The sequence below is a fragment of the Rhizobium aureum genome (assembly GCF_030182495.1).
In the GTDB taxonomy this organism is placed as follows: domain Bacteria; phylum Pseudomonadota; class Alphaproteobacteria; order Rhizobiales; family Rhizobiaceae; genus Rhizobium; species Rhizobium tropici_C.
Window position 1 is genome coordinate 23,394 of the sequence record NZ_JAQJCI010000029.1, and the last position, 20,104, is coordinate 43,497.

General features: G+C 58.9%; 17 protein-coding genes, 1 tRNA gene and 1 pseudogene. 9 read left to right on the top strand and 10 right to left on the bottom strand.

Annotated features, from left to right (window positions below):
• Positions 1–65: 65 nt before the first annotated feature.
• The 5 genes from rfbD to PH552_RS32280 all read right to left on the bottom strand — a co-directional run bounded on the left by rfbD (position 66) and on the right by PH552_RS32280 (position 3,697).
• Positions 66–953, bottom strand: coding sequence for a dTDP-4-dehydrorhamnose reductase (gene rfbD / locus PH552_RS32260; protein WP_285166619.1), 888 nt, complete (start codon positions 951–953; stop codon positions 66–68).
• Positions 950–2,017, bottom strand: coding sequence for a dTDP-glucose 4,6-dehydratase (rfbB, locus tag PH552_RS32265; RefSeq protein WP_285166622.1), 1,068 nt, complete (start codon positions 2,015–2,017; stop codon positions 950–952). Before rfbB ends, rfbD begins: the two co-directional genes overlap by 4 nt.
• A 177-nt stretch (positions 2,018–2,194) precedes the next feature.
• Positions 2,195–2,268, bottom strand: a tRNA-Gln gene (locus PH552_RS32270).
• Positions 2,269–2,508: 240 nt separating this feature from the next.
• A complete protein-coding gene (locus PH552_RS32275; protein ID WP_285166624.1) occupies positions 2,509–3,144 on the bottom strand; it encodes an NrsF family protein in 636 nt (211 codons plus the stop codon).
• Positions 3,131–3,697 (bottom strand): sigma-70 family RNA polymerase sigma factor, encoded by a 567-nt coding sequence (locus PH552_RS32280; protein WP_169646416.1) that lies wholly within the window; start codon positions 3,695–3,697, stop codon positions 3,131–3,133. The genes PH552_RS32275 and PH552_RS32280 overlap by 14 nt, the downstream gene beginning before the upstream one ends.
• A 292-nt stretch (positions 3,698–3,989) precedes the next feature.
• Here PH552_RS32280 and PH552_RS32285 point away from each other — a divergent pair, with 292 nt between their 5' ends.
• The 5 genes from PH552_RS32285 (at position 3,990) to PH552_RS32305 (ending at position 6,887) form a co-directional block, all read left to right on the top strand.
• Positions 3,990–4,256 carry a BufA1 family periplasmic bufferin-type metallophore gene (locus tag PH552_RS32285; RefSeq protein ID WP_112341693.1) on the top strand — a complete coding sequence of 89 codons (267 nt, stop codon included), beginning with the start codon at positions 3,990–3,992 and terminating at the stop codon, positions 4,254–4,256.
• Positions 4,257–4,302: 46 nt separating this feature from the next.
• A complete protein-coding gene (locus PH552_RS32290; protein ID WP_112341694.1) occupies positions 4,303–4,590 on the top strand; it encodes a BufA1 family periplasmic bufferin-type metallophore in 288 nt (95 codons plus the stop codon).
• Positions 4,591–4,735: 145 nt separating this feature from the next.
• Complete coding sequence (gene bufB / locus PH552_RS32295; protein WP_285166626.1) at positions 4,736–5,593, top strand: MNIO family bufferin maturase; 858 nt, start codon at positions 4,736–4,738, stop codon at positions 5,591–5,593.
• 10 nt (positions 5,594–5,603) lie between these two features.
• Entirely contained in the window at positions 5,604–6,359 is a 756-nt protein-coding gene (locus PH552_RS32300; protein WP_285166628.1) for an HvfC/BufC N-terminal domain-containing protein, read from the top strand.
• Between the two features lie 18 nt (positions 6,360–6,377).
• Entirely contained in the window at positions 6,378–6,887 is a 510-nt protein-coding gene (locus PH552_RS32305) for a DoxX family protein (RefSeq protein WP_183765683.1), read from the top strand.
• Between the two features lie 34 nt (positions 6,888–6,921).
• On the opposite strand, the gene PH552_RS32310 is transcribed toward PH552_RS32305, so the two are convergent.
• Positions 6,922–7,878, bottom strand: a complete 957-nt coding sequence (locus tag PH552_RS32310; RefSeq protein WP_285166630.1) for a phytanoyl-CoA dioxygenase family protein — start codon at positions 7,876–7,878, stop codon at positions 6,922–6,924.
• A gap of 451 nt (positions 7,879–8,329) precedes the next feature.
• Here PH552_RS32310 and PH552_RS32315 point away from each other — a divergent pair, with 451 nt between their 5' ends.
• Positions 8,330–9,247: a DUF1003 domain-containing protein gene (locus PH552_RS32315; protein WP_113251716.1), complete on the top strand. Its 918-nt coding sequence runs from the start codon at positions 8,330–8,332 to the stop codon at positions 9,245–9,247.
• 48 nt (positions 9,248–9,295) lie between these two features.
• On the opposite strand, the gene PH552_RS32320 is transcribed toward PH552_RS32315, so the two are convergent.
• Positions 9,296–10,513, bottom strand: a complete 1,218-nt coding sequence (locus tag PH552_RS32320; protein WP_113251717.1) for a TCR/Tet family MFS transporter — start codon at positions 10,511–10,513, stop codon at positions 9,296–9,298.
• A 75-nt stretch (positions 10,514–10,588) separates the two neighbouring features.
• Here PH552_RS32320 and PH552_RS32325 point away from each other — a divergent pair, with 75 nt between their 5' ends.
• Positions 10,589–11,194, top strand: coding sequence for a TetR/AcrR family transcriptional regulator C-terminal domain-containing protein (locus tag PH552_RS32325; protein ID WP_112341701.1), 606 nt, complete (start codon positions 10,589–10,591; stop codon positions 11,192–11,194).
• A 652-nt stretch (positions 11,195–11,846) separates the two neighbouring features.
• Entirely contained in the window at positions 11,847–12,323 is a 477-nt protein-coding gene (locus PH552_RS32330; protein WP_285166632.1) for a hypothetical protein, read from the top strand.
• Between the two features lie 370 nt (positions 12,324–12,693).
• Here the strand turns inward: PH552_RS32330 and PH552_RS32335 are convergent, their stop codons facing one another.
• Together PH552_RS32335 and PH552_RS32340 are read right to left on the bottom strand one after the other, a co-directional pair.
• Entirely contained in the window at positions 12,694–13,527 is an 834-nt protein-coding gene (locus PH552_RS32335; protein ID WP_285166634.1) for a hemagglutinin repeat-containing protein, read from the bottom strand.
• 798 nt (positions 13,528–14,325) lie between these two features.
• Positions 14,326–14,784 carry a hypothetical protein gene (locus PH552_RS32340; RefSeq protein ID WP_285166636.1) on the bottom strand — a complete coding sequence of 153 codons (459 nt, stop codon included), beginning with the start codon at positions 14,782–14,784 and terminating at the stop codon, positions 14,326–14,328.
• A gap of 461 nt (positions 14,785–15,245) precedes the next feature.
• On the opposite strand from PH552_RS32340, the pseudogene PH552_RS32345 reads away from it, so the two are divergent.
• A pseudogene (locus PH552_RS32345) lies at positions 15,246–15,377 on the top strand (IS3 family transposase); the annotation flags it as partial.
• Positions 15,378–15,743: 366 nt separating this feature from the next.
• Here PH552_RS32345 and PH552_RS32350 read toward each other — a convergent pair.
• The coding region (locus tag PH552_RS32350; protein ID WP_285166637.1) for a hemagglutinin repeat-containing protein at positions 15,744–20,104 on the bottom strand (4,361 nt) is incomplete at its 5' end.

The following is a 20,104-nucleotide window of genomic DNA, read 5'->3' on the forward strand; positions in this document are numbered from 1 at the left end:
TCTCACCGGCGGGGGTCATAGCCCGGAAACCATCGGCAACATTCCGGTTTTCAATTCCCTGCAGCCTACAATCTCGCCAGGACGTCGTCGACGCCCTCCTGCCAGAGAGGAAGAGCAATATCAAAGCGATCCATCAGCTTTCGACAATCCAGCCGCGAATTGGCGGGGCGCCTGGCAGAGGTGGGGTATTCAGCTGTCGATATCGGCTTCAGCGCATCGAGAGACAGCGCAAGCTTAACGTTTGCTGCCAATGCCTTACGAACGATATGCTCGGCATAACCATACCACGAGGTGCTGCCTCGTGCCGTGAGATGATATGTTCCCGAGAGGTCCCCGGGAGCGCGCGAAGCCATGATACGCTCGATCACCGTGCGGGTGACATCGGCAATCAAGGCCGCTGACGTCGGTGCGCCCACCTGGTCGGCAACGATGTTCAATGCGCTTCTTTCACCGGCCAGCCGAAGAATGGTTTTCAGGAAATTGCTGCCATGATGACCATAGACCCAGCTGGTGCGCAAAATGGCATGCTGTACGCTGGAGGCGCGCACCGCCTCTTCGCCCCGCCATTTGCTTTCGCCATAGACGGACTGCGGATTGACCGGATCGCTCTCCACATAAGGATCGGCCTTCAAGCCGTCAAAGACATAGTCTGTGGAGTAGTGGATGAGCCAAGCACCATTGTCCGCCGCCCACCGCGCCAGTATCCCCGGAGCGGTGGCATTGACCGTCATCGCCAGCTCTTTGTCGCTCTCGGCCCGATCCACCGCCGTGTAGGCGGCGGGATTGACGATGATGCGGGGTTTATGCGCGTCGAGAGCGGCAAGGATGCTTGCTTCGCTGGTCAGATCCATGTCCGCACGCGTCGAGGCAACGACACTCCCTAGGACGCGAAGCGAACGCTGCAGCTCGAAACCGACCTGCCCGCTGGCACCGGTGACCAGAATGGCACTCACAACTCAACCTCGTACTGCTTGCCGACCCATTCACGATAGGCGCCACTCGTCACGTTGCGAACCCAGTCCTGGTTTTCGAGATACCAAGCGATCGTCTTGCGAATACCGGTTTCGAAGGTTTCCGCAGGCTTCCAGCCGAGTTCGCGCTCAAGCTTGCGCGCATCGATCGCATAGCGGCGATCGTGGCCCGGCCGATCCTTCACGAAGGTGATCTGATCGCTGTAACGGCTGCCATCGGCTTTCGGCCGCAGCTCATCGAGGATAGCGCAGATCGTCTGCACGACATCGAGATTGGGTTTCTCGTTCCAGCCGCCGACATTATAGGTCTCACCGAGCTTGCCGGCTTCCAGGACGCGGCGAATGGCGCTGCAATGATCCCGGACGTACAGCCAGTCGCGGATCTGCTGGCCGTCACCATAGATCGGCAGGCTCTTTCCCGAAAGCGCGTTCAGGATCACCAGCGGGATCAGCTTTTCCGGAAAATGGTAAGGCCCGTAATTATTGCTGCAGTTGGTCGTTAAGACAGGCAAGCCGTAGGTATGATGCCACGCCCGTACGAGATGGTCTGATGCCGCCTTGCTGGCCGAATAGGGGCTGTTGGGTTCATAGCGATTGAGTTCGTTGAACGGCGCATCATCCTTCGCCAGCGTGCCGTAGACCTCATCCGTCGAGACATGCAGAAAGCGGAAGCCTTGCTTCTCCCCGTCCGGCAAGCCATCCCAATAGCCCCGCACGGCTTCCAGCAGATTGAAGGTCCCGACAATATTCGTCTGGATGAAATCGCCAGGCCCATGGATGGAGCGGTCGACGTGACTTTCAGCGGCGAAATTGATGACCGCACGCGGCCGGTGCATCGCCAGCAAATCGCTCACCAGCTCGCGATCACCAATATCGCCATGCACGAACACATGGCGATCATCACCCTTCAATCCCTTCAGGGTGTCGAGGTTACCGGCATAGGTCAGCTTGTCGAGGTTAACGACCGTCTCACCGTCTCGCTCAAGCCAGTCCAGGACAAAATTTCCACCGATAAAACCAGCACCACCCGAAACCAATATCGTCATCTAAAGCCTATTCCATTTTAGGCACAAAGCTAAATTGTCGACACGAATCAGCGACAAATCAATCTTACGACAAGGAGGCGTTTCTCCCTCGAAAAGATTTCAATCATCGCAAGATGGATATCTGCCTCGATCACGGAGGCAAACCAAAATGCTCATTCAAATCAGGAAATTTAAGATTGGCTGGGAAACCTGGATTCGAACCAAGATTAACGGAGTCAGAGTCCGCTGTTCTACCATTGAACTATTTCCCAACAGCCGCCGGGCGTTGGATGCCCCTGCGGGGAAGCAGGGCCTCTATAATCGAATTTCCCGCGGATGCAAACACTTTAACGCACGGAAAATGCGATTTTTTGAAAGTCGCGCCGGATCGTCATGATAGGTCACGAATCCGCCTGCGGCCAGTGGATTTTGCAAGCCATATGGTCCCAATGGCCCGAGAGGACTGCCCGAAGAGCGGTTTCGCCGGTGTCCACGCCACGCCTTCGATTGCCTCACCAGCGCAACAGGCGCCTACCGAGGGCATATCCGACAGCGGTCACCATGGCGATCGCGATCGGGTACCAGAGCAGCACGAAAAGCGGGCTGTCATCCGTGCAGTTGGAGGCATAAAAGGTCGCGGCGATGCCGCTGGCGGCCAGCCCGGCGACAGCGCCAGCGGCTCCCGGCTTTTCCGGCGCGCCATGGCGCAGGGCGAACAGAAAGCAGGCAAGCGGTCCGATCGACAGCAGCGGGATGAGCGTCAGGCAGAAGCGGGCATTGTGCCCGATCATCCGCGCACTCCAGCTGTCGGCCGGCATGACGGCCATTTCGACGGCAGCGGCCGCAAGCAGCAGGAGCGGTGCCGCCAACAGCGCCCAGCCCCAGATGCGCACCGGCACGCCCGGTCGGCCGATGCGAAAGACAACGGCGCAAGCCGTCACCGCAAGCGCGATGGTCACCACGAATTTGAACAGGAAGCGGACGGTCTGCATCGCGCTGTCTATGTCGGCTCGAAATCCGATCATCGCAAAGAAAATGCCGCCGCTGATCAGAATGCCCGCGACGACCGCCATGGTCAGGGCCTTGCCGATCCGCGTGCGGACCGGCGCGTCCTGCGCCAGAAGATTGATGAGGTCATCGGTTTTCACTGGTCTCACTCCGATAGAGGGCCGCAAGCGCCTTCAGCGCGCGATGCAGCGCCACGCGCACCGCCCCTTCCGTCATCTTCAGCCGGTCCGCCGTTTCCCGCACGCTGGTTCCCTCGACGGAAATCGAGCGCACGATGGTTTTCTGCGGATCCTTCAATTGCTCCAACATACGATCGACATCGAACCGATCCAAGGCGTCGGCATGCTCTTCCGCCTCCAGGAAATCGATGACATCGTCGATCGGTACGCTCATATGTCGCCCACGCCTTCTCAGGCTGTCGATCAGCTTGTTGCGCACGATCGTCGACAGCCAAGGCCCGATCGGGCGTGATGAATCCCATGTACCGCGCTTCAGATGGATAGCGAGCAACACTTCCTGAACCACATCCTCAGCCTCGCTTACCGGCGCACCGAATTGATCGCAGCGCCTTTTCGCCATGGCGCGCAGATGCGGCGTCACCGAGGACAGGAAACGGTGGTAGGCCTGCGCATCGCCGTTGATGGCGGCGCGCATCCAGACTGCCCATTCCTCTTCGCGCGCCGAATGATTCATCCGACATCTCCTATACGCGGAACCGCAGGATTTCGTTACCGGCAACGGCACTTATTTTTCAAGCCCTTTCGTCTCGATCAGGAATCGTTGAACTCCCGCGTCTTTTGCCGATACGCGACATCAGGCTGACCCGCCGTGGGGCGCATATAAGTCCGGCCAGGGCAGATAGCCGGCGCAGCATGATGGACGTCATCTCGAAAAAAGTCCGATATGGCTGTAACATCCGGCCGGGACGCTCCGTAGACCTTGATGCAAGCCAATGGCGGCTCGCATCCATCAAGGAGACAGATCCATGAAGAACAGCATCATCACCTTGGCCATCGCCGGCTCGATCGCCTCGGCACTTGCATCCATCGCTGTCCCGGCATCGGCGGCCGACTCCAAGGAAAAATGCTACGGCGTCGCCCTCAAGGGTCAGAACGATTGCGCCGCCGGCAAGCATGATTGCGCCGGCAAATCGACCATGAGCTACGACAAGATGTCCTTCAAGCTCGTTCCCACAGGCACCTGCACCTCCATGAAGACGCCGAAGGGCCATGGCTCGCTGACCCCGGCCTGATCCGAGACCGAATTGATCGTCAATCATCTCTCGTAAGGAACATGTCATGAGCAAGATGTCCGCACTCGCCCTGGCCGCATCGGTTGCCACCGCAGTGACGCTTGTCACCGGCACAACGACGACCGCCTCGGCCGCCGATGCCAAGGAAAAATGCTACGGCGTTGCCCTCAAGGGCCAGAACGATTGCGCCGCCGGTCCCGGCACGACCTGCGCCGGGACATCGAAGGTCGATTACCAGCGCAATTCGTGGAAGCTGGTTCCCGCTGGAACCTGCGAGACGATCAAGACGCCGAGCGGTCACGGCACCCTGACGCAGGGTCCGGCGCCCGTCTGACAAGGCAGCGCGAACACGTGGGCGGCGCATTTTTCTTTAGGGGCGCCGCCCGCCTCCCGAACGGAATGATCTCTTTGTTTTCACGCAATTCCAGATCCAAGACCGCCGTGTATTTTGCTGGAACTGCTCCAACCCGGAGGCCGCAATGAAACCGTCAGAACTTCCTCGCCATGCCGGTGTCGGCTTCAAACCGGAGCACTTCGCCGCGATCAATGCGGAAAGGCAGCCGATCGGCTTTTTCGAGGTCCATGCCGAAAACTACATGGGTGCCGGCGGCCCGCCGCATGCCCAACTCGGCAGGCTGCGCGGCGACTATGCCCTGTCCATCCATGGCGTCGGCCTTTCCATCGGCTCGATGCAGCCTTTGGACACCGAACATCTTACCCGCCTTAAGATCGTCTGCGATCGCTACGAGCCGGAGAGTTTTTCGGAGCATCTTGCCTGGTCGAGTCACGACACGACCTTTCTCAACGATCTGCTGCCCCTGCCCTATACCGAGGCGACGCTTGCGCGGGTCTGCGACCATATCGATCAGGTTCAGGTAATACTCGGCCGCCAGATGCTGCTGGAGAATCCGGCTACCTACCTGCTCTTCGAGGAAAGCACGATCGAGGAAACGGAATTTCTGGCCGAGGTTACCCGCCGCACCGGCTGCGGCCTGCTGCTCGATGTCAACAACGTCTTCGTCGCCGCCACCAACCACCACATGGATGCGCGCGCCTATCTCGAGCGCTTTCCTGTGCAATGGGTGCGCGAGATCCATCTGAGCGGCCATTCGGAAACCGTCGACGACTCAGGTGCGCCGCTTTTGATCGACAGCCACGATACACCGGTGAAGGATCCCGTCTGGGCGCTCTATGAAGAGCTCATTGGCCGGATCGGTCCAGTGGCCAGCCTGGTCGAGTGGGATAACGACGTGCCGGAATGGCCGGTTTTGAGGGCCGAGGCCGAAGCGGCCGAAGCCATCTTGAAGCGCGCCGTCGCCGCACGTCGGGCGGCCTGAGGAGGGATCGATGTCTCTCACCACGCAAAGCGAGTTCGCCGCAGCGCTTGTCAATCCCGATCTCGCGGTGCCCAATGGATTGATGGCCTGGAATGGCCCACAGCCTGCGCGACGCTTCGGCGTCTATCGCAACAATGTCGCGATCGGCCTGATCGGCGCGCTCACTTCGCGCTTTCCGGCGGCGGAAAGGATCGTCGGCAAGGAATTCTTCGCAGCCATGGCGCATGAATTCATTCGGCTGCATCCGCCGCGATCGCCGCTGCTGCTTGCCTATGGCGATGATTTTCCCGAATTCGTCGAGGGTTTCGAACCGACACGAAAAATCCCTTATCTGCCCGACGTCATGAGATTGGAGGCAGCCCGAGGCCGGGCCTATCACGCGGCCGATGCATTGCCGGCCGATGCCGCCTTGCTGGCGATCGTCGAGCCGGAGGGGCTTTCGAAGCTGAAATTCACGCCGCATCCCTCGGCCTCCGTCGTTCGCTCCGCCCATCCGGCCGTCACCATCTGGGCGATGAATACCGGCGAAATCGAGCTTGCCAATATTGCCGATTGGACGGGCGAGGATGCTCTCGTCGTTCGTCCGGAGATGATCGTGGAAGTACATCGTCTCCCTCCGGGCGGCGCCAGCTTTCTCGAGAAGCTATTTGCCGGCGCCGAGCTCGGCAGCGCCTTCGAGACGTCCCTCGCCGAAACTGCAGATTTCGATCTTTCCGCCAACCTCGCCGGTGCGTTCACGGCAGGCGCCTTCATGGCCATTCGCTGAACGCCAAGAGGAATGAAGATGCAGAACCAGATGATGACGGCCGCACCGGCCGAACGCGAAACCGTGCCCCAAAAGCTTCATGACGCTCTGAGATTGCTCGACCGCATTCCGCACGACCTGATCGCCCTCATAGCGCGGCTGTCGATTGCCGCCGTCTTCTGGCAATCCGGCCAGACCAAGGTGGAGGGCTGGCATGTGACCGACAATGCCGTCTATCTCTTTCAGACGGAATATAAACTGCCGCTGGTCGATCCCTGGATTGCCGCTCATATCGCCGCCTTCAGTGAGCATTTCTTTCCCTTCTTGCTCGTGATCGGCCTCGCAAGCCGGCTGTCGGCGCTGGCATTGCTCGGCATGACGCTGGTGATCGAGATTTTCGTCTATCCCGATGCCTGGCCGACGCACGGCACCTGGGCAACCTGCTTTCTGGTGATCATTGCTGGCGGGCCTGGGCGCATCGCGCTCGATCACCTGATCGCCAGGCGGTTCAGCCGTTCGTCCCGAGACGGGACCAAGGGGAACGCCTGATAGCGGCGCTCCCGGCATGACAATCAAGCAAGGCCTATCGCAGGACTGGCTCGCCATGGAAGCGGCGCCGCGACGGCTTCGAGACGCCGAAGCCGACCTCCATCATCAGGCGCGGCTTCCGCGTGGGCACGGTGCCCATGTGGAAGCCAAAAGGATCCTCCACGAAGCCGGATCCGGCCTTGCCGGTCAGCGTCAGCGCATTCGCCTGTCCATAATAATCGAGCACCTCGTTCGCGGGATGCCCCACCAGCAAAGTCAGCTGATGCCGGAGCTGGCGGCGGCGGTGGCTTCCCTTGATGAAGACATGCGGGCCTGTGCCCTCGTCCACGTCGACGAGATTGAAGAAGAACTTCAACATCCGCCAGTCGTCGAGATCGAAGTGATATTTATCCAGCGAGGCAAGGCTTCTGTCGGCTTCGGAAGCCTGGGTCGGGAAGCTCCACCAAATGCGGGTAGTGATCACCTTGGCCTGCCCGCCGAGATATTGGCGAGCGACATCGATCAGCAACGGATCGCGCTGCACCGCCAGGACGGCTTCGCAATCAAGCGAGCGTTCGAAGAAGTGTCCGCTCAGAATCGGCCGCCCGAAGCGGGCTTCCGCTTGTCCGTGTTCGCTGGCGACAAATTCGAGCTGCCTGTTGAAATTGCCGTAGCAGCTGGTTTTTCCGGCGAATTCGGCGATCTCCCGATGGATATGATCCGGCAGCATCAGGCTCGGATAGATACCATCCGTCCGCAAGGCATCGACGACAACGCTACGCTCGATACCTGCAAACATTGAGGCGCCGGAAATGGGGAGCCTGACGGCCTGCTTGGTCGCAAGCCAATGGATCTGCCGAAACGGCAGGGTTCTGGCCAATAGGAACATGGGCAACCAAGCCGGATTTTCTTTAAGATCGGTCAGGTACGTCGGTATCCTGACAGCCATGCGCTTGAAGCGGCCGCCCTGTCGGGCGATGGACTCCAAGTCTCTTGCCGGGGGATTGTGCATAGCTATCCTTTCCGCATATTTGCAAAACCCGTGGCAACAGGCCCAACACCCCTGTTGATGCGATATAATTCGTTGAAACTCTAAGTTTATTCGCAGCAGCGAATGTCTGCTGCAGCGCGGCAAATAGCGGTCGCCTCGCCCCAGTCAAGGGTCCTGAAAGGCAAAACTTGATCGTAATCGTAGAATTTTCCGCGGAAACACGCAGCGCTTTCGAAAGCATTTGCGAGGTCGCGCGGCATGGTTGCTTTTCCTGCCCGATAACCGTCGAAACGCCGGAAGATGCGGGGAACAGCGCATTTCATTTGCCGTTACTTAGGATAATGGCGCTAAGCATGCTGAAGAGGTGGAGAGCGGTTTCATTCGGCTGCGATTTCGACAGCCTTCCAACAGTCACATTCCTGTTCGCATTATTGGTTAGATGAGCGAGAAAACGTCAAAAAGGCCCCCTTATATGGCAGAAGCGAAGACCTTTGAACCGGCGGAAGGGATCGTCGATTTCGACGCGGGCGAGGGCGAGACCCCGACCGTGGTGGAGATGGACGACTATACGAAGAGCCTCGCCCAGGCGAAGGCCAAGTCCGTCAAGCTTATCGACGCCATCACCGGGCAGGTGCTCAAGAAGAAAGATGCCGTGCATGTCGACGACCTTCGTCCCTCACTGGCGGATTTCATGCGGCTGAAGCATCCGGAGCTTCGCGCCGATGACTATATCAGCCGCAAGGTGATGGACGATTATCGCGCTCAATATATCGCCGAGCTGCTGACGGTGGAGCGCGGCGAGCTTTCCAACCTTGAGGACGAGGTCGTCGAAAGCCTGAAGACACATGATACGCTGGCCGAGAACATCGAAGAGGATTATGAGGACCATCGCTCCATCGGCGACCGCATGGCGGACGGCGTGGCGTCCTTCGGCGGCAGCTGGACCTTCATCATTTCCTTCTGCCTGTTTCTCGCCGTCTGGATGGGCATCAATCTCTTCATGGGCGAAAAACAGGCCTTCGACGCCTATCCATTCATCCTGCTGAACCTGGTTCTTTCGACGGTCGCCGCGCTGCAGGCGCCGATCATCATGATGAGCCAGCGCCGTCAGGAAGAGAAGGACCGCCTGCGAGCCCTCAACGACTACAAGGTCAACCTGAAGGCCGAACTGGAAATCCGCCACCTGCATGAAAAGGTCGATCATCTCCTCAATCGCCAGTGGGAGCGGCTGACCGAAATCCAGCAGATCCAGATCGAGATGATGCTGGAACAGGCCAAAGCCGCCACCCGGGCGATCAAGGCCAACAAGGCGGCAAAGGCGAAGACCAGCGCGCTGAAGAGCCTCTTCACCAAGGCCAGGGACCCTGATCCGGATGAATCCGCCACCTGACCGCCGACACTCGGCGGCGCCTTTCACCATGGAGCGACCGACTGTCCTTCAGGGCTGCTCGCCTTGCCGACATTTCACGCCTCCTGGCGGTTCATATGCCTGCCGCCGATGCGCGAACAGAACCGGAATGCACAGGAGATAGAGCAAGGCGCCCAGAATCCAGACGAGACCGGGAAAGACATGCCTTGAGGCGAAATAGATCTCGCTGATCGCCAACGGCGCCACCATGGATGCGAGGCTCGCCAGGCTGGTCAGCACCCCCTGCAGGCGCCCCTGCTCATCCGCGCCCACCCGTTTCGTCATCAACGACAGCAGCGCGGGCTGGCCGATACCGCCGAGGCAGAAGAGCGGGAAAAGCAGGAAGGCAACGAAGCTGCGCGTGGCGAAGGCGATCGCGATATAGGCAGCGCTATCGCAGACGATCGCGACGATCAGCGCGAAACGCTCGCCCCAGCGTTCGCTCAGCGGGCCGGCAACGAAGGCCTGGGCGAGAGCGTGGAAGAAGCCGAAGCCGGCGAGAGACAGGCCGACGGTCGCCGTATCCCAGCCGAACTTGTCCTGACCGTAGAGCACCCATATGGTGCCGCCCACCTCGCCGACGATACTGAGGATGATGGATAGGACGAGAAGCGGCAGGAGCGCCGGAAATGCGCCGATCCAGCGCAGCGGCGCCAAGGGATGAAAGGCGGACGGGTCGATTCGCTCGGGCTTCGCCGTCCGCGTCTCGGGCAGCACGATCAGCGCAATGATGAAATTCGCCATCACGAGCAGCGCGGCCGCAATGAAGGGTGCTCGCAGCGAAATCGTGCCCAGCATGCCGCCGATCACGGGTCCCAGAATGAAGCCGATGCCGAAGCAGGCGCTGAGGAGCCCGAAAGCCCGCGCCCGGCGCTCCTCCGGCATGATGTCGGTAAGACAGGCCGCCGCCACCGCGGCATTGGCGGCCGTCAGGCCGGCAAAGGCTCGCCCGAGAAACAACCACCAGAAACCCGGCGCCAAGGCCATGAAGGCATAGTCGATCATGCCGCCCGCCAGCGAAACGAGCAGCACCGGCCTGCGGCCGTAGACATCGCTCAGCGTCCCGAGGATGGGAGAGGCGAGAAACTGCAGCGCCGCATAAAGCGAAAGGAACGCGCCGAAGCGCCAGCCGAGCTCGGGCGTATGCGCCACGCTCTGTAGAAGCTCCGGCAGGATCGGCATCACGAGACCAGTTCCGGCGGCATCGAGAACGACGACGGAGAGGACCGTCAAAAGCATCTTGTTCATAGTGCAAAACTTATCGTTGATAAGTAACTTTATCGCCGATAAATTATGCATGCGGGACTGTCAATCGGAGAGCCTATGAAAATCGATCGAAGCCAGATCGTCGATGCGGCGCTGACCATTCTGAACGAAGTCGGCATCGACGGCCTATCGACGCGGCTGATCGCCCAGCGCCTCGGCGTCCAGCAGCCTGCCCTCTACTGGCACTTCAAGGGCAAACAGGCGCTGCTTGCGGCGATGAATGCCGAGATGCTGAGGCGGAATCACACGCGCAACATACCTCTTGCCGGAGAGACCTGGCAGGAATTCCTGCGCGCCAATGCCAGCAGCTTCCGTTCCGCCTTGCTGGCATGGCGCGATGGTGCCCGCGTTCATGCGGGAACCGAAGTCGATCTTTCGCACCTCGGTGCGATCGAAGCCCAACTCGAATGCCTGTATACCGCCGGCTTCGATTCCGAAAAGGCTCTGGCGCTGCAGATCGCGATCAGCCGCTATGTGGTGGGATGTGTATTGGAGGAGCAGGCGGATGCAGCCGAATCCAGGGATCGGTCGGCGCTCGATGCGGCCGCCGAAAACCATCCGAACTTGGCGAAAGCCTTGTCCGTCTACCGCGCCAAGGGCCATAAAGCCTTGTTTGAAGCCGGGCTCGAGCTGCTGATCGGCGGGGCTGAGACCGGCAATTAGATACATGCTCGCTCAGTGCTGTTCCGGGCGAAAATGCATCTCGAACCAGCAGACATTACGACGCGAGGGTGCGGTTCTCGCTGTTTTGCCGATGCCACCTGAAATTGTCATCTTGCAACTGATTGGGGCAGTGGATAGCCTGATGACACCGGATTCTGACTCTGACATGCCAGAGTTCTGGATAGTTAGCAGCCTGAAGGGGGAAGCCTTGAAACCTTTACTGACCGCGCCTGTATTTTTAGCCCTTTTTTCTCTGAGTGCATGTGCAACTTCGTCCACATCGAACTCGGCGGCTGGCCCGACTTCTGATGCCTGCGGTGCCTCTCGATATCAAAAGCTTGTAGGGGGCCCATCCTCTGCCACCGCGGGGCTGAAAATACCCGCAGATTCGCGACACTATGGAAGTGAAGAACGGGTTGCTACCGATACGCCTACGCGTTTGAATTTCGTCCATAGTGGCACCGCAGTCCAGTCCGTGACTGATCCTAAATCCAAGGTGATACGCGTATTTTGTGGGTGAAAGCCCATTAAAGCCAGAGCAAGGGTGCATCTTTGAATAGGCACGGTGGAATACTCGCAACAACAATCTTTTGGCGCCGGTCGGCGCCAAATCCTTTGCCGCATCGCATTCGCACTCATTCAGGAATTTACAATGCGCCGTCTGCTGCCCTTTACTGCCGGTATTGCTCTGATGGCTACTCTCTCCAGCTGCGTGACGGCGCCGCACGTAGCCTCCCCGCCTCCAGCAGGTTGGAAGCGTTTCCATGCCGCTAAAGGCGCCTGCGCCATTGCTGTTCCGGATTGGATGAAAATAGCCGACGGGGTGGCGGGCTCAACTCAGACGCAGGCTGGCAATGTCAGCCGAATTACCGTTGTGTTCTTCTTACCCGAAGTCGGCGATTACCAGCGCACGGCGAGGATCATGTCGATGGTCGATCCAAGCATGAAAATCATGAGCCAATCAGGGCGCGGGACGATCGGCGTAATCAACACACCTGCGGGCAGCCTGTGGACGATCATTAGCAACACCACACCTGCTTGCAGTGTTAAGATTACCAGCTACGCGCCGCCTACCGGTAGCATTCCGGATGTAATTTCGACCATGGCAGTGCATTTAGGCCCGGAATAGACCCCTGCTGCTTTGCGAAAGATCTCTTCGATGTCGCGGCAACCCGCCGACATGGGTGGAGCGAAGTGATCGGCCACAGCGCAAGCGGAAAAGCGGCCTCGAATCGGATGCCGCGGCTTGCAACGGCAGTATGGGCCATAATACCTGCGCCACGGCTGAACAACTCGCTCACGATCCGAAGACGATCTGACAGGCCGAAGTGGTCGCCGGAAACAATCCGTCTTCACCAACCGGTACACCCCAATCATCCAACGTCTTCACCTGAGCAATGGCTCCACCCTTTGCCGTGAGTGCGAGGGTGCAAGATACATCCTGGTCATGTTCCGGGACATAGCGCCGCTTCCTGATTGTCCAGTTCCCCTGAAATGACTCATCTTCGTATGTCCTCGCGGGCACCCGCACCATACGAGATCGCCAGGGCACCGGTACCCACGTTACCGCCAGCGACCAGTGCCGTCAGCGCACCCGCCGCCGCATGCAGCGCGGTCTTCTCAACGCCACCTTCGGGAAGATTGAAATGCGTGGCGATGTCGCCGATCGCGATATTGGCAAGCTGCGACAGGGCAGCCGCACTTTGCTGCTGGGCCTTGAGCTTGTCGATGTCGAACGGCTTGACGGTATCGTTGGCCTTGGAGAGGTCGGTGTTAAGGCTGGCGAGATCCTGGGTCTGGTGGGAGAGCGTGAGCTTGCCAGGCGTCAGGGTGGCGAGGGCGGCACCCGTATCGCTCTGCTTGGCAGGCTGGCCGATGCTTGGAACGGGCAAGCCGCCAGGCGTCAGGCTGAAGCCGTAGCTGGAGGTCGAGGCCTCCGAGGTGTTTTCGAGGTTAGAGAAGGTGAGCGAGCTGGCCGTCAGATCGTTCTTGGCGGGATCAGCGGTGGAGGCGATGACGCCGCCGATGAGACCGACATTGCCACCGGCCGTGACGTGATAGCCGCCGTCACCTGCGACGATGCCCGACTGTTCGGCGACATTGGCGTAAGTGCCCTTGGTCTTGCCGACCTGCACGCCGCCAGAGACACCGGTGAGATTGGAGAAGCCAAGGCTGGCACCGAGCGTCTTTTCGTCATAGGTGGCCGTATCCTGACGGCTGACGATATTGAGATTGCCACCCGCGATCGTCGAGACGCTGTTGCCGGAGACGACCGCGCCGGCAAGCGTCGTGTCGCCACCGGAGACAGTACTGACGTTGCCGGTGCCGAGCACATGGCTGTCAACGATACCCCGGAATAACAGCAGCCATCATCGGAATCTTGCGGCAACTGCTCCATAATGCGGAATTCTGAATAGGCGAGCCCACAGCCTTTGCAGAAATGTTTCGTCAGGCTTGCTCCAAAGCAGGGCCAAAAGGCTCTCGCGTTGTTCTAAAAACGCTCTTCAATTCACGGGTCCCCACATACCCCGAAACGGTGCTTCAGGAGCAACCAAGCGCCATATCTCTCCAGATTCTATGCAACGATACCATCGCTCCTCGAGTCCAGAGATAAGGTCGATGCTTGGTTTCGTTACTGGAATGCGCTCGACAGCGCCCAGATCGACCTGTACCGATAGCCAAACGCAAAAACGCTTGTATTCGCCCGGCGAATCAAATCCGCCAATTATTTCCCAATTGCAAGCGTTCACGGCGTTTTTATCCTCGAGCAGTCAGCCCAAAAATCCCGGTGGTACCACCGCCCCCACCTACCAACCTACCTCGGGGAGCGGCCCCACTATTTCAGCCAACTTTGGTCGATGGCGGCATAGGTTGTGACATCCGCCACAAGCAAAACTACGATGCCAATGCTCGATCAAGATAGTCGCGGAGAAATTGTACTCGCGTTCTAATGTCCATGGCGATAGCCTGGTCACTAGCTATATTTATCAATCGCAAACGTAAAATCATGTAGATCTCCGTTCCGGTTGAACCTTCGATAAGAGCGCGTCGGATTTGCTCGGCGTATTCATGCTGCCCAACTCTGTCAAGAGAATCCCCGATCGACCTAGCCTCTTGATATGGATCGTTCATCATTTGGGTCCCAGTGTGCTGAAAGATTGCATTTGAACACCACCACTTGGAACGACAACTTCAATCCCTCCTCCGAGATTGGTGCCGACTGCCGGAGCTGCGCGAGTAATAAACTGTGTACCGGGTTGTATGATAGCAGTTTCTACAAAATTTGCGTTCGTCACGTTTTCAGGTGGAATGCCATACAAGCTTGGATAATTCGGTGTAGTCAGAGGATTCTGTAGGGACCAGAATTGTGCTTCTGCAGCTTGGCTTTGTCCCAATGTACCTATCCGGTACAAGGTTGCTCCTTGTTGAACTTGTTTAATGGCATCAAGGGCAGCAGGCGAGTTCGATTGAAAAGCCGGTCCGTACGGAGTCGCAACGTTCTTTGTGGCAACTACGCTACCCTCGGCAACTGCCGCCTCTGCAGCGGCTGCGCCGCCACCGAGGAGTGCCCCGACTGCGACATTCAGCATGGCGCGCTTGACGCCGCTGGGGTCATAGAGGTCCTGAGCAGATCTAATCCTCAGGGAGTGATTAGCCCTGACGGACCCAGGTGAACGGACCGGGATTCCTTTTGGCTTCAACCGCCGGTCTTGAGATTGGTCCCGTTCTCCTGAGCCCGCGCCCGCGAAAGCGGGAAATTGGTGCTTGCCGCCCAAGTGCGGCGACTGGATGTGAGGTTGTACTGGCCCGAGAACCGGGCCGGTAATCGCTATGGGCTCAGACCGCGGATCCGATTACCTAGGAGAAATTCGATCCCACTCGAATGAACAATTGACAAAAAACCTGATGTGATGGGAATCGAACGGGCGGCCCCTTCAACTACTTTTTTCCATTTCAATAAGTTGAGATAGCAGTCAGCAATATCTGACACCGTTGTGCCAGCATTTTCCGCTTGCCGCTTTCTTAAGCTAAACTTGCCAATATACGCGGGATTTTCTGCCAGCGAGATTGGAAGGACATCACGTTCGAACAGTTCGTCAGGAAGGTGGATGCTTACATCCGATGGTACAACGAAAAGCGGATCAAGATCTCCCTTGGCTCTCTTAGCGAGGCCGGCATCTGAGGATCGTCCGAAATGCGCGCGACTAGCAACTCTCCGTGATCATGAATCGCCCTGGACCGGACCATGCGACTCTTCGATATTTTCCGATCAACAGACCTTCGCTTCTCAGGAATTCAAATACCTCGGATGGCGACCAATCTGGCCCCGCAGCAAAGCATACTCCGCAATCTCGCAAACGTGCAAAAACCATCGCTTTCTCATTAACACTTGAGATATTCACGGAAACTGAGTTCAAGCCCGCCTCTTCATTTGGAGTAAATCCAAATGAGGCAAGTTTCTCTGAGATAGTATCATCTAAAATAACGACCACAATGCAAGATGCCGAAGCTTCGGCAACGAATGCTTTCATAGAGGAGTCGCTTGTGCTCATTTTACTCGGACCGTAGTTATTGTGATTACGTTTTTTGTGTCAGTTGTCGGGATTGAGTCAACAACCATCTCCGGCCCACCTCCAGGTAGATGCTGCCCAGGTCCCTGAAAAAGATTGTTTCCTTCCAAGGGACTTCTCGGTGACATATCTGTGATTCCGGTAACCTGGCGTACTTTAAAGCCGCCTACGAGTGAACCTGGCTGCAATCCCATAGCAGTCTCAAGCTGAGCCTGTTGTTGAGCAGTTATAAAGGTGTCACCATAGATGTTTAGTGGCCCCAGGATATCGGTGATAGCCTGTTGATCGGTTATAAAAGTTCCCGATCGACCAATAGTCGAATAACTGTCCCAACTCGTCGGACTTACGTTATATCCGACATTCTTACTGAGCATATTTGCTTGCCGCAGTCGCGCGGCCTGCACAATGTTGGCCTCCGCTGCTGCGGCACCTTCAGCCGCGACACCCCCACCGAGGAGTGCCCCGACTGCGACATTCAGCATGGCGCGCTTGACGCCGCTGGGGTCATAGAGGTCCTGCTGCATCGTCGTTTGATAGAGCTCGACCCAGTGCATCATCACGGGATCGAGGCCATCATTGTTCTTATAGAGGCTGGCGAGCGCCACACGAAGATCGGCGATGTCCGACTGACAAGCCGCGCCTTCGCTATCGGCGGTGCAGTCGGCATGCAGCTTTGCATCACGCTGTATGTCGAGCTGGGTCAACGCGAACGCCTCTTTGCAAGAGGCTGCATCGCCGCCGTCACACTTATCCTGCGCCTGCTTGAGCTCAATAGCCTCGGCGTGGTTGAGGTAATTATAATTGACGTTGTCCAGGCCGGTGGCAGCACCTTGCATGCCGCCGGTCAAACCGCCGACTGTGGCCGCCACCCATTGAGTGATGGCATTCTTCTGATCGGCGCTGAGATTTGGATTGGCCTTCAGCACGTCCTGCAGCACGCCATTGGCGAGTTCGCTGGCCGCGCCGGCGGCGGCCCCCGTGAGGGCACTGCCCCCGGCAAGTTTTGAGACCAGCGCCCCGACGGCAGCATGCAAGGCGGTCTTTTCCACGGAGCCTTCGTCAAAGCCGAGCTTATCGGAGAGCGTACCGACGCCGATGTTCAAGAGTGCCGACAGCGCCGCGGCACTCTGTTGCTGGGCCTTGAGCTTGTCGATGTCGAAGGGCTTGACGGTGTCGTTGGCCTTGGAAAGATCGGTGTTGAGGCTGGCGAGATCCTGGGTCTGGTTGGAGAGCGTGAGCTTGCCAGGCGTCAGGGTGGCGAGTGCGGCACCCGTATCGCTCTGCTTGGCCGGCTGGCCGATGCTCGGAACGGGCAAGCCGCCAGGCGTCAGGCTGAAGCCGTAGCTGGAGGTCGAGGCCTCCGAGGTGTTTTCGAGGTTAGAGAAGGTGAGCGAGCTGGCCGTCAGATCGTTCTTGGCGGGATCAGCGGTGGAGGCGATGACGCCGCCGATGAGACCGACATTGCCACCGGCTGTGACGTGATAGCCGCCATCGCCGGCGACGATGCCCGACTGTTCGGCGACATTGGCGTAAGTGCCCTTGGTCTTGCCGACCTGCACGCCGCCAGAGACACCGGTGAGATTGGAGAAGCCAAGGCTGGCACCGAGCGTCTTTTCGTCATAGGTGGCCGTATCCTGACGGCTGACGATATTGAGATTGCCACCCGCGATCGTCGAGACGCTGTTGCCGGAGACGACCGCGCCGGCAAGCGTCGTGTCACCACCGGAGACAGTACTGACGTTGCCGGTGCCGAGCACATGGCTGTTGACCTGAGTGACGCCAGTGGCTTTCTCGCTGCCCTTGGCATAGCTGCCGCCGGCGGTCACGCCGCCGGCATCGATGCCGATAGAGGCACCGGCCGACTTGGTGCTCGCCGACGAGTTCGAGAAGGCCTGGGCACTTTCGAGATCGATGTTACGACCGGCCCACAGCAGCACATTGCCGCCGTCAATATCGCCGGCCGAACCTGCGGTAATCTGGGTACCGCGACCGGTGATATCGCCGCTTTTGGCCACGATGGTGGCGTTTCGGCCGGCATCAATCTCCGTCACGACCGGCGTGCCAACGGTCGTCGATCGCTCGGTCTTCGACGAGGTAAAGCCGATCGTCAGCGAGGTGGATGCGAGCGGCTGCGACGCAACGCCGCCCAAGAGCCCCATTTTGTCCAGCGTATTATATGTCTGGTAGCCGGCAAGAGCCGTTGGAGCCAACGCATATTGGCTGTTCGAGCCACCAAGGCTACCAGCGGCCGAGGCGATGCTCTGACCGGCGCTGATCAGCCCAGACGAGACGGTGAGGCTGATGCCGGCAAAAAGCCGCTGGTGCATCTCGGCATAATTGCTCTGATCCTCGGCCGAAAGCAGATTGACGTCGTTTGCAGCAAAGAGGTTGGCGTCGCGGCCGGCGTCGACCTTCGCTGCCTGGAGATTGACGTCGTTGCCGGCATGGATGTTGACATCGCGGCCGGCGGCAAGCGTCGAAACCGCATTTGTCGCCGATGCCTGAGATGTCTTGTCGGTGGACGAGCCATAGCCAAGGCCGATGGAGGCAGAGCCTTGACCGAGGGATAACTGGATGCCGAAGCCGGACTTCTTCTGCTGCTCGGACTGTGACGAGCTTTCGGCGCCGGGGGTGACGTTGACATCGCGGGCGGCCGACAGGTTGATGTCGCGGTCGGCGCTAACCGACGAGCCCATGATATTGAGATCGGTCGTCCTCGCAGTCAGGTTGACGTCCTGACCGGCCGACAATGTAGAGCCGATGTTATCCGTGGAAGATTGCTGTCCCTGCTTCTCGTTCTTGCCGTAGAGCGAGATGAAGCCGCCGCCGGAGCCGACGAAGAGGCCTGAATCCTTGCGCTTGCTGTCGGACTGGTGGTTTTCCTGCGCACCGATGATCGAGACGCTCTCGCCGGAGACGTTCAGCGAGCCATCGGCATTGACCTTCGAGCCGACAATCGCTGCCGCCTTGCCGGCATCCAGATTGACATCGCCCGAGGCTGAAAGCTGCGACCCGATGGTCGTCTCGTTATAGCCGTCATAGCTGGAACTGCCGCTGCGCAGGAAACCCTTGCGCTTGGCGCTGTCATGCTCGGTCTCGGTGTCCTTGCCGGCGGAGACGATCAGGTTGCCGCCGGTCTGGACTTTGAGATCGGCGGTATGAGTATCATCACCGGCCGTCACCTTGGAGGCGGAGACCGTAGTGTCACCGCCGGAAATGATCGTCACACCGTCCTTGCCGGACAGTGACGAGCCAGCCGCCGTCGTGGTCTCCAGATGACCGGAGGCATTCTCCTTCGTCGAACCGAAGAAACCGCTCTTCTTGCTGGAGCTTTTGACATCGAGGGTGGCGCTGTCGGTCGCTTCAGCGATGGTGACGTTCTTCCCGGCCTGCAAGCCAAGCTTTCCGTCGGCATCCATCGTCGAACCGATGACGTTGATGTCATTGTTCGACTTGGCGACGAGATCGCCGCCCGCCGTAATCGTCGAGCCATTATGCGTCAGCTCGGACGAGGAATTTTTGCCGAAAGTCGAGTTCGACTGGCTCTGAGACGTGGTAACATTGATGTCGCCGTTCGAGGTCAGGCCGACATTACCCTTGGCCGTCAGGTCGGAACCAGAGATCAGGACACCGGTATTGGCATTGACCCCAGCGTCACCGCTTGCGGTGATCGCGAGGTTGCCGCCGGCCGAGAGCTGCGAAGCCTGCTGATCGGTACTGGTCGTCTTGGTGTAGCCGTCGTCGGTGCGACGGGCGACATCGGTGGAGACGATATTGACCGCTCCATTCGTAGCAGTCACCGAAAGATTCCCACCCGACTTTGCGGAGGATCCGATGATGTTGACGTCGTTGGTGCCGGCGATAGTGAGATTGCCGCCGGTGGTTACACGGGCCCCCGTCGCATTCTGCTGGCTACCATTATCAACCTTGACAGCAGCAAGGTTGACATTGGTGCCGGAAAGCTGGGCATTGCCGCCTGCGGCGATCTTGGTGCCCTGCAAGCTCAGCGTACCGCCCGCGGCGATCTGCAGATTGCCGCCGGCCGACACGCCGGCATTGGTGTTGACGACATTCTGGCCGCCGATGGTCATCGTCTGGGCGGCAAGCGTAATGCCATTGGTGGCATTGAGGTTCATGTTGCCGCCGGCGAGGAAAGTGCCGCCATTGGCCTTGATCTCGGTCGCATTGATGGTCATGCCATCCGCTGCGGCAATCGCACCGGAATTGTTGACGGAGCCGGCATCGATGCTGACGCTGTTGCCGGCAATGACGGCGCCGCCTGCATTGACTTTCGCCTTATCAGCGGCCGAGAGATAGACGACCGGCACCAGCACCGGTG

Coding starts and splice junctions, on each gene's coding strand:
- rfbB (WP_285166622.1), bottom strand. CDS start 2,017: ATGACGATATTGGTTTCGGGTGGTGCTGGTTTTATCGGTGGAAATTTT.
- PH552_RS32280 (WP_169646416.1), bottom strand. CDS start 3,697: ATGAATCATTCGGCGCGCGAAGAGGAATGGGCAGTCTGGATGCGCGCC.
- PH552_RS32285 (WP_112341693.1), top strand. CDS start 3,990: ATGAAGAACAGCATCATCACCTTGGCCATCGCCGGCTCGATCGCCTCG.
- PH552_RS32290 (WP_112341694.1), top strand. CDS start 4,303: ATGAGCAAGATGTCCGCACTCGCCCTGGCCGCATCGGTTGCCACCGCA.
- bufB (WP_285166626.1), top strand. CDS start 4,736: ATGAAACCGTCAGAACTTCCTCGCCATGCCGGTGTCGGCTTCAAACCG.
- PH552_RS32300 (WP_285166628.1), top strand. CDS start 5,604: ATGTCTCTCACCACGCAAAGCGAGTTCGCCGCAGCGCTTGTCAATCCC.
- PH552_RS32305 (WP_183765683.1), top strand. CDS start 6,378: ATGCAGAACCAGATGATGACGGCCGCACCGGCCGAACGCGAAACCGTG.
- PH552_RS32310 (WP_285166630.1), bottom strand. CDS start 7,878: ATGCACAATCCCCCGGCAAGAGACTTGGAGTCCATCGCCCGACAGGGC.
- PH552_RS32315 (WP_113251716.1), top strand. CDS start 8,330: ATGGCAGAAGCGAAGACCTTTGAACCGGCGGAAGGGATCGTCGATTTC.
- PH552_RS32320 (WP_113251717.1), bottom strand. CDS start 10,513: ATGAACAAGATGCTTTTGACGGTCCTCTCCGTCGTCGTTCTCGATGCC.
- PH552_RS32325 (WP_112341701.1), top strand. CDS start 10,589: ATGAAAATCGATCGAAGCCAGATCGTCGATGCGGCGCTGACCATTCTG.
- PH552_RS32330 (WP_285166632.1), top strand. CDS start 11,847: ATGCGCCGTCTGCTGCCCTTTACTGCCGGTATTGCTCTGATGGCTACT.
- PH552_RS32340 (WP_285166636.1), bottom strand. CDS start 14,784: ATGCTGAATGTCGCAGTCGGGGCACTCCTCGGTGGCGGCGCAGCCGCT.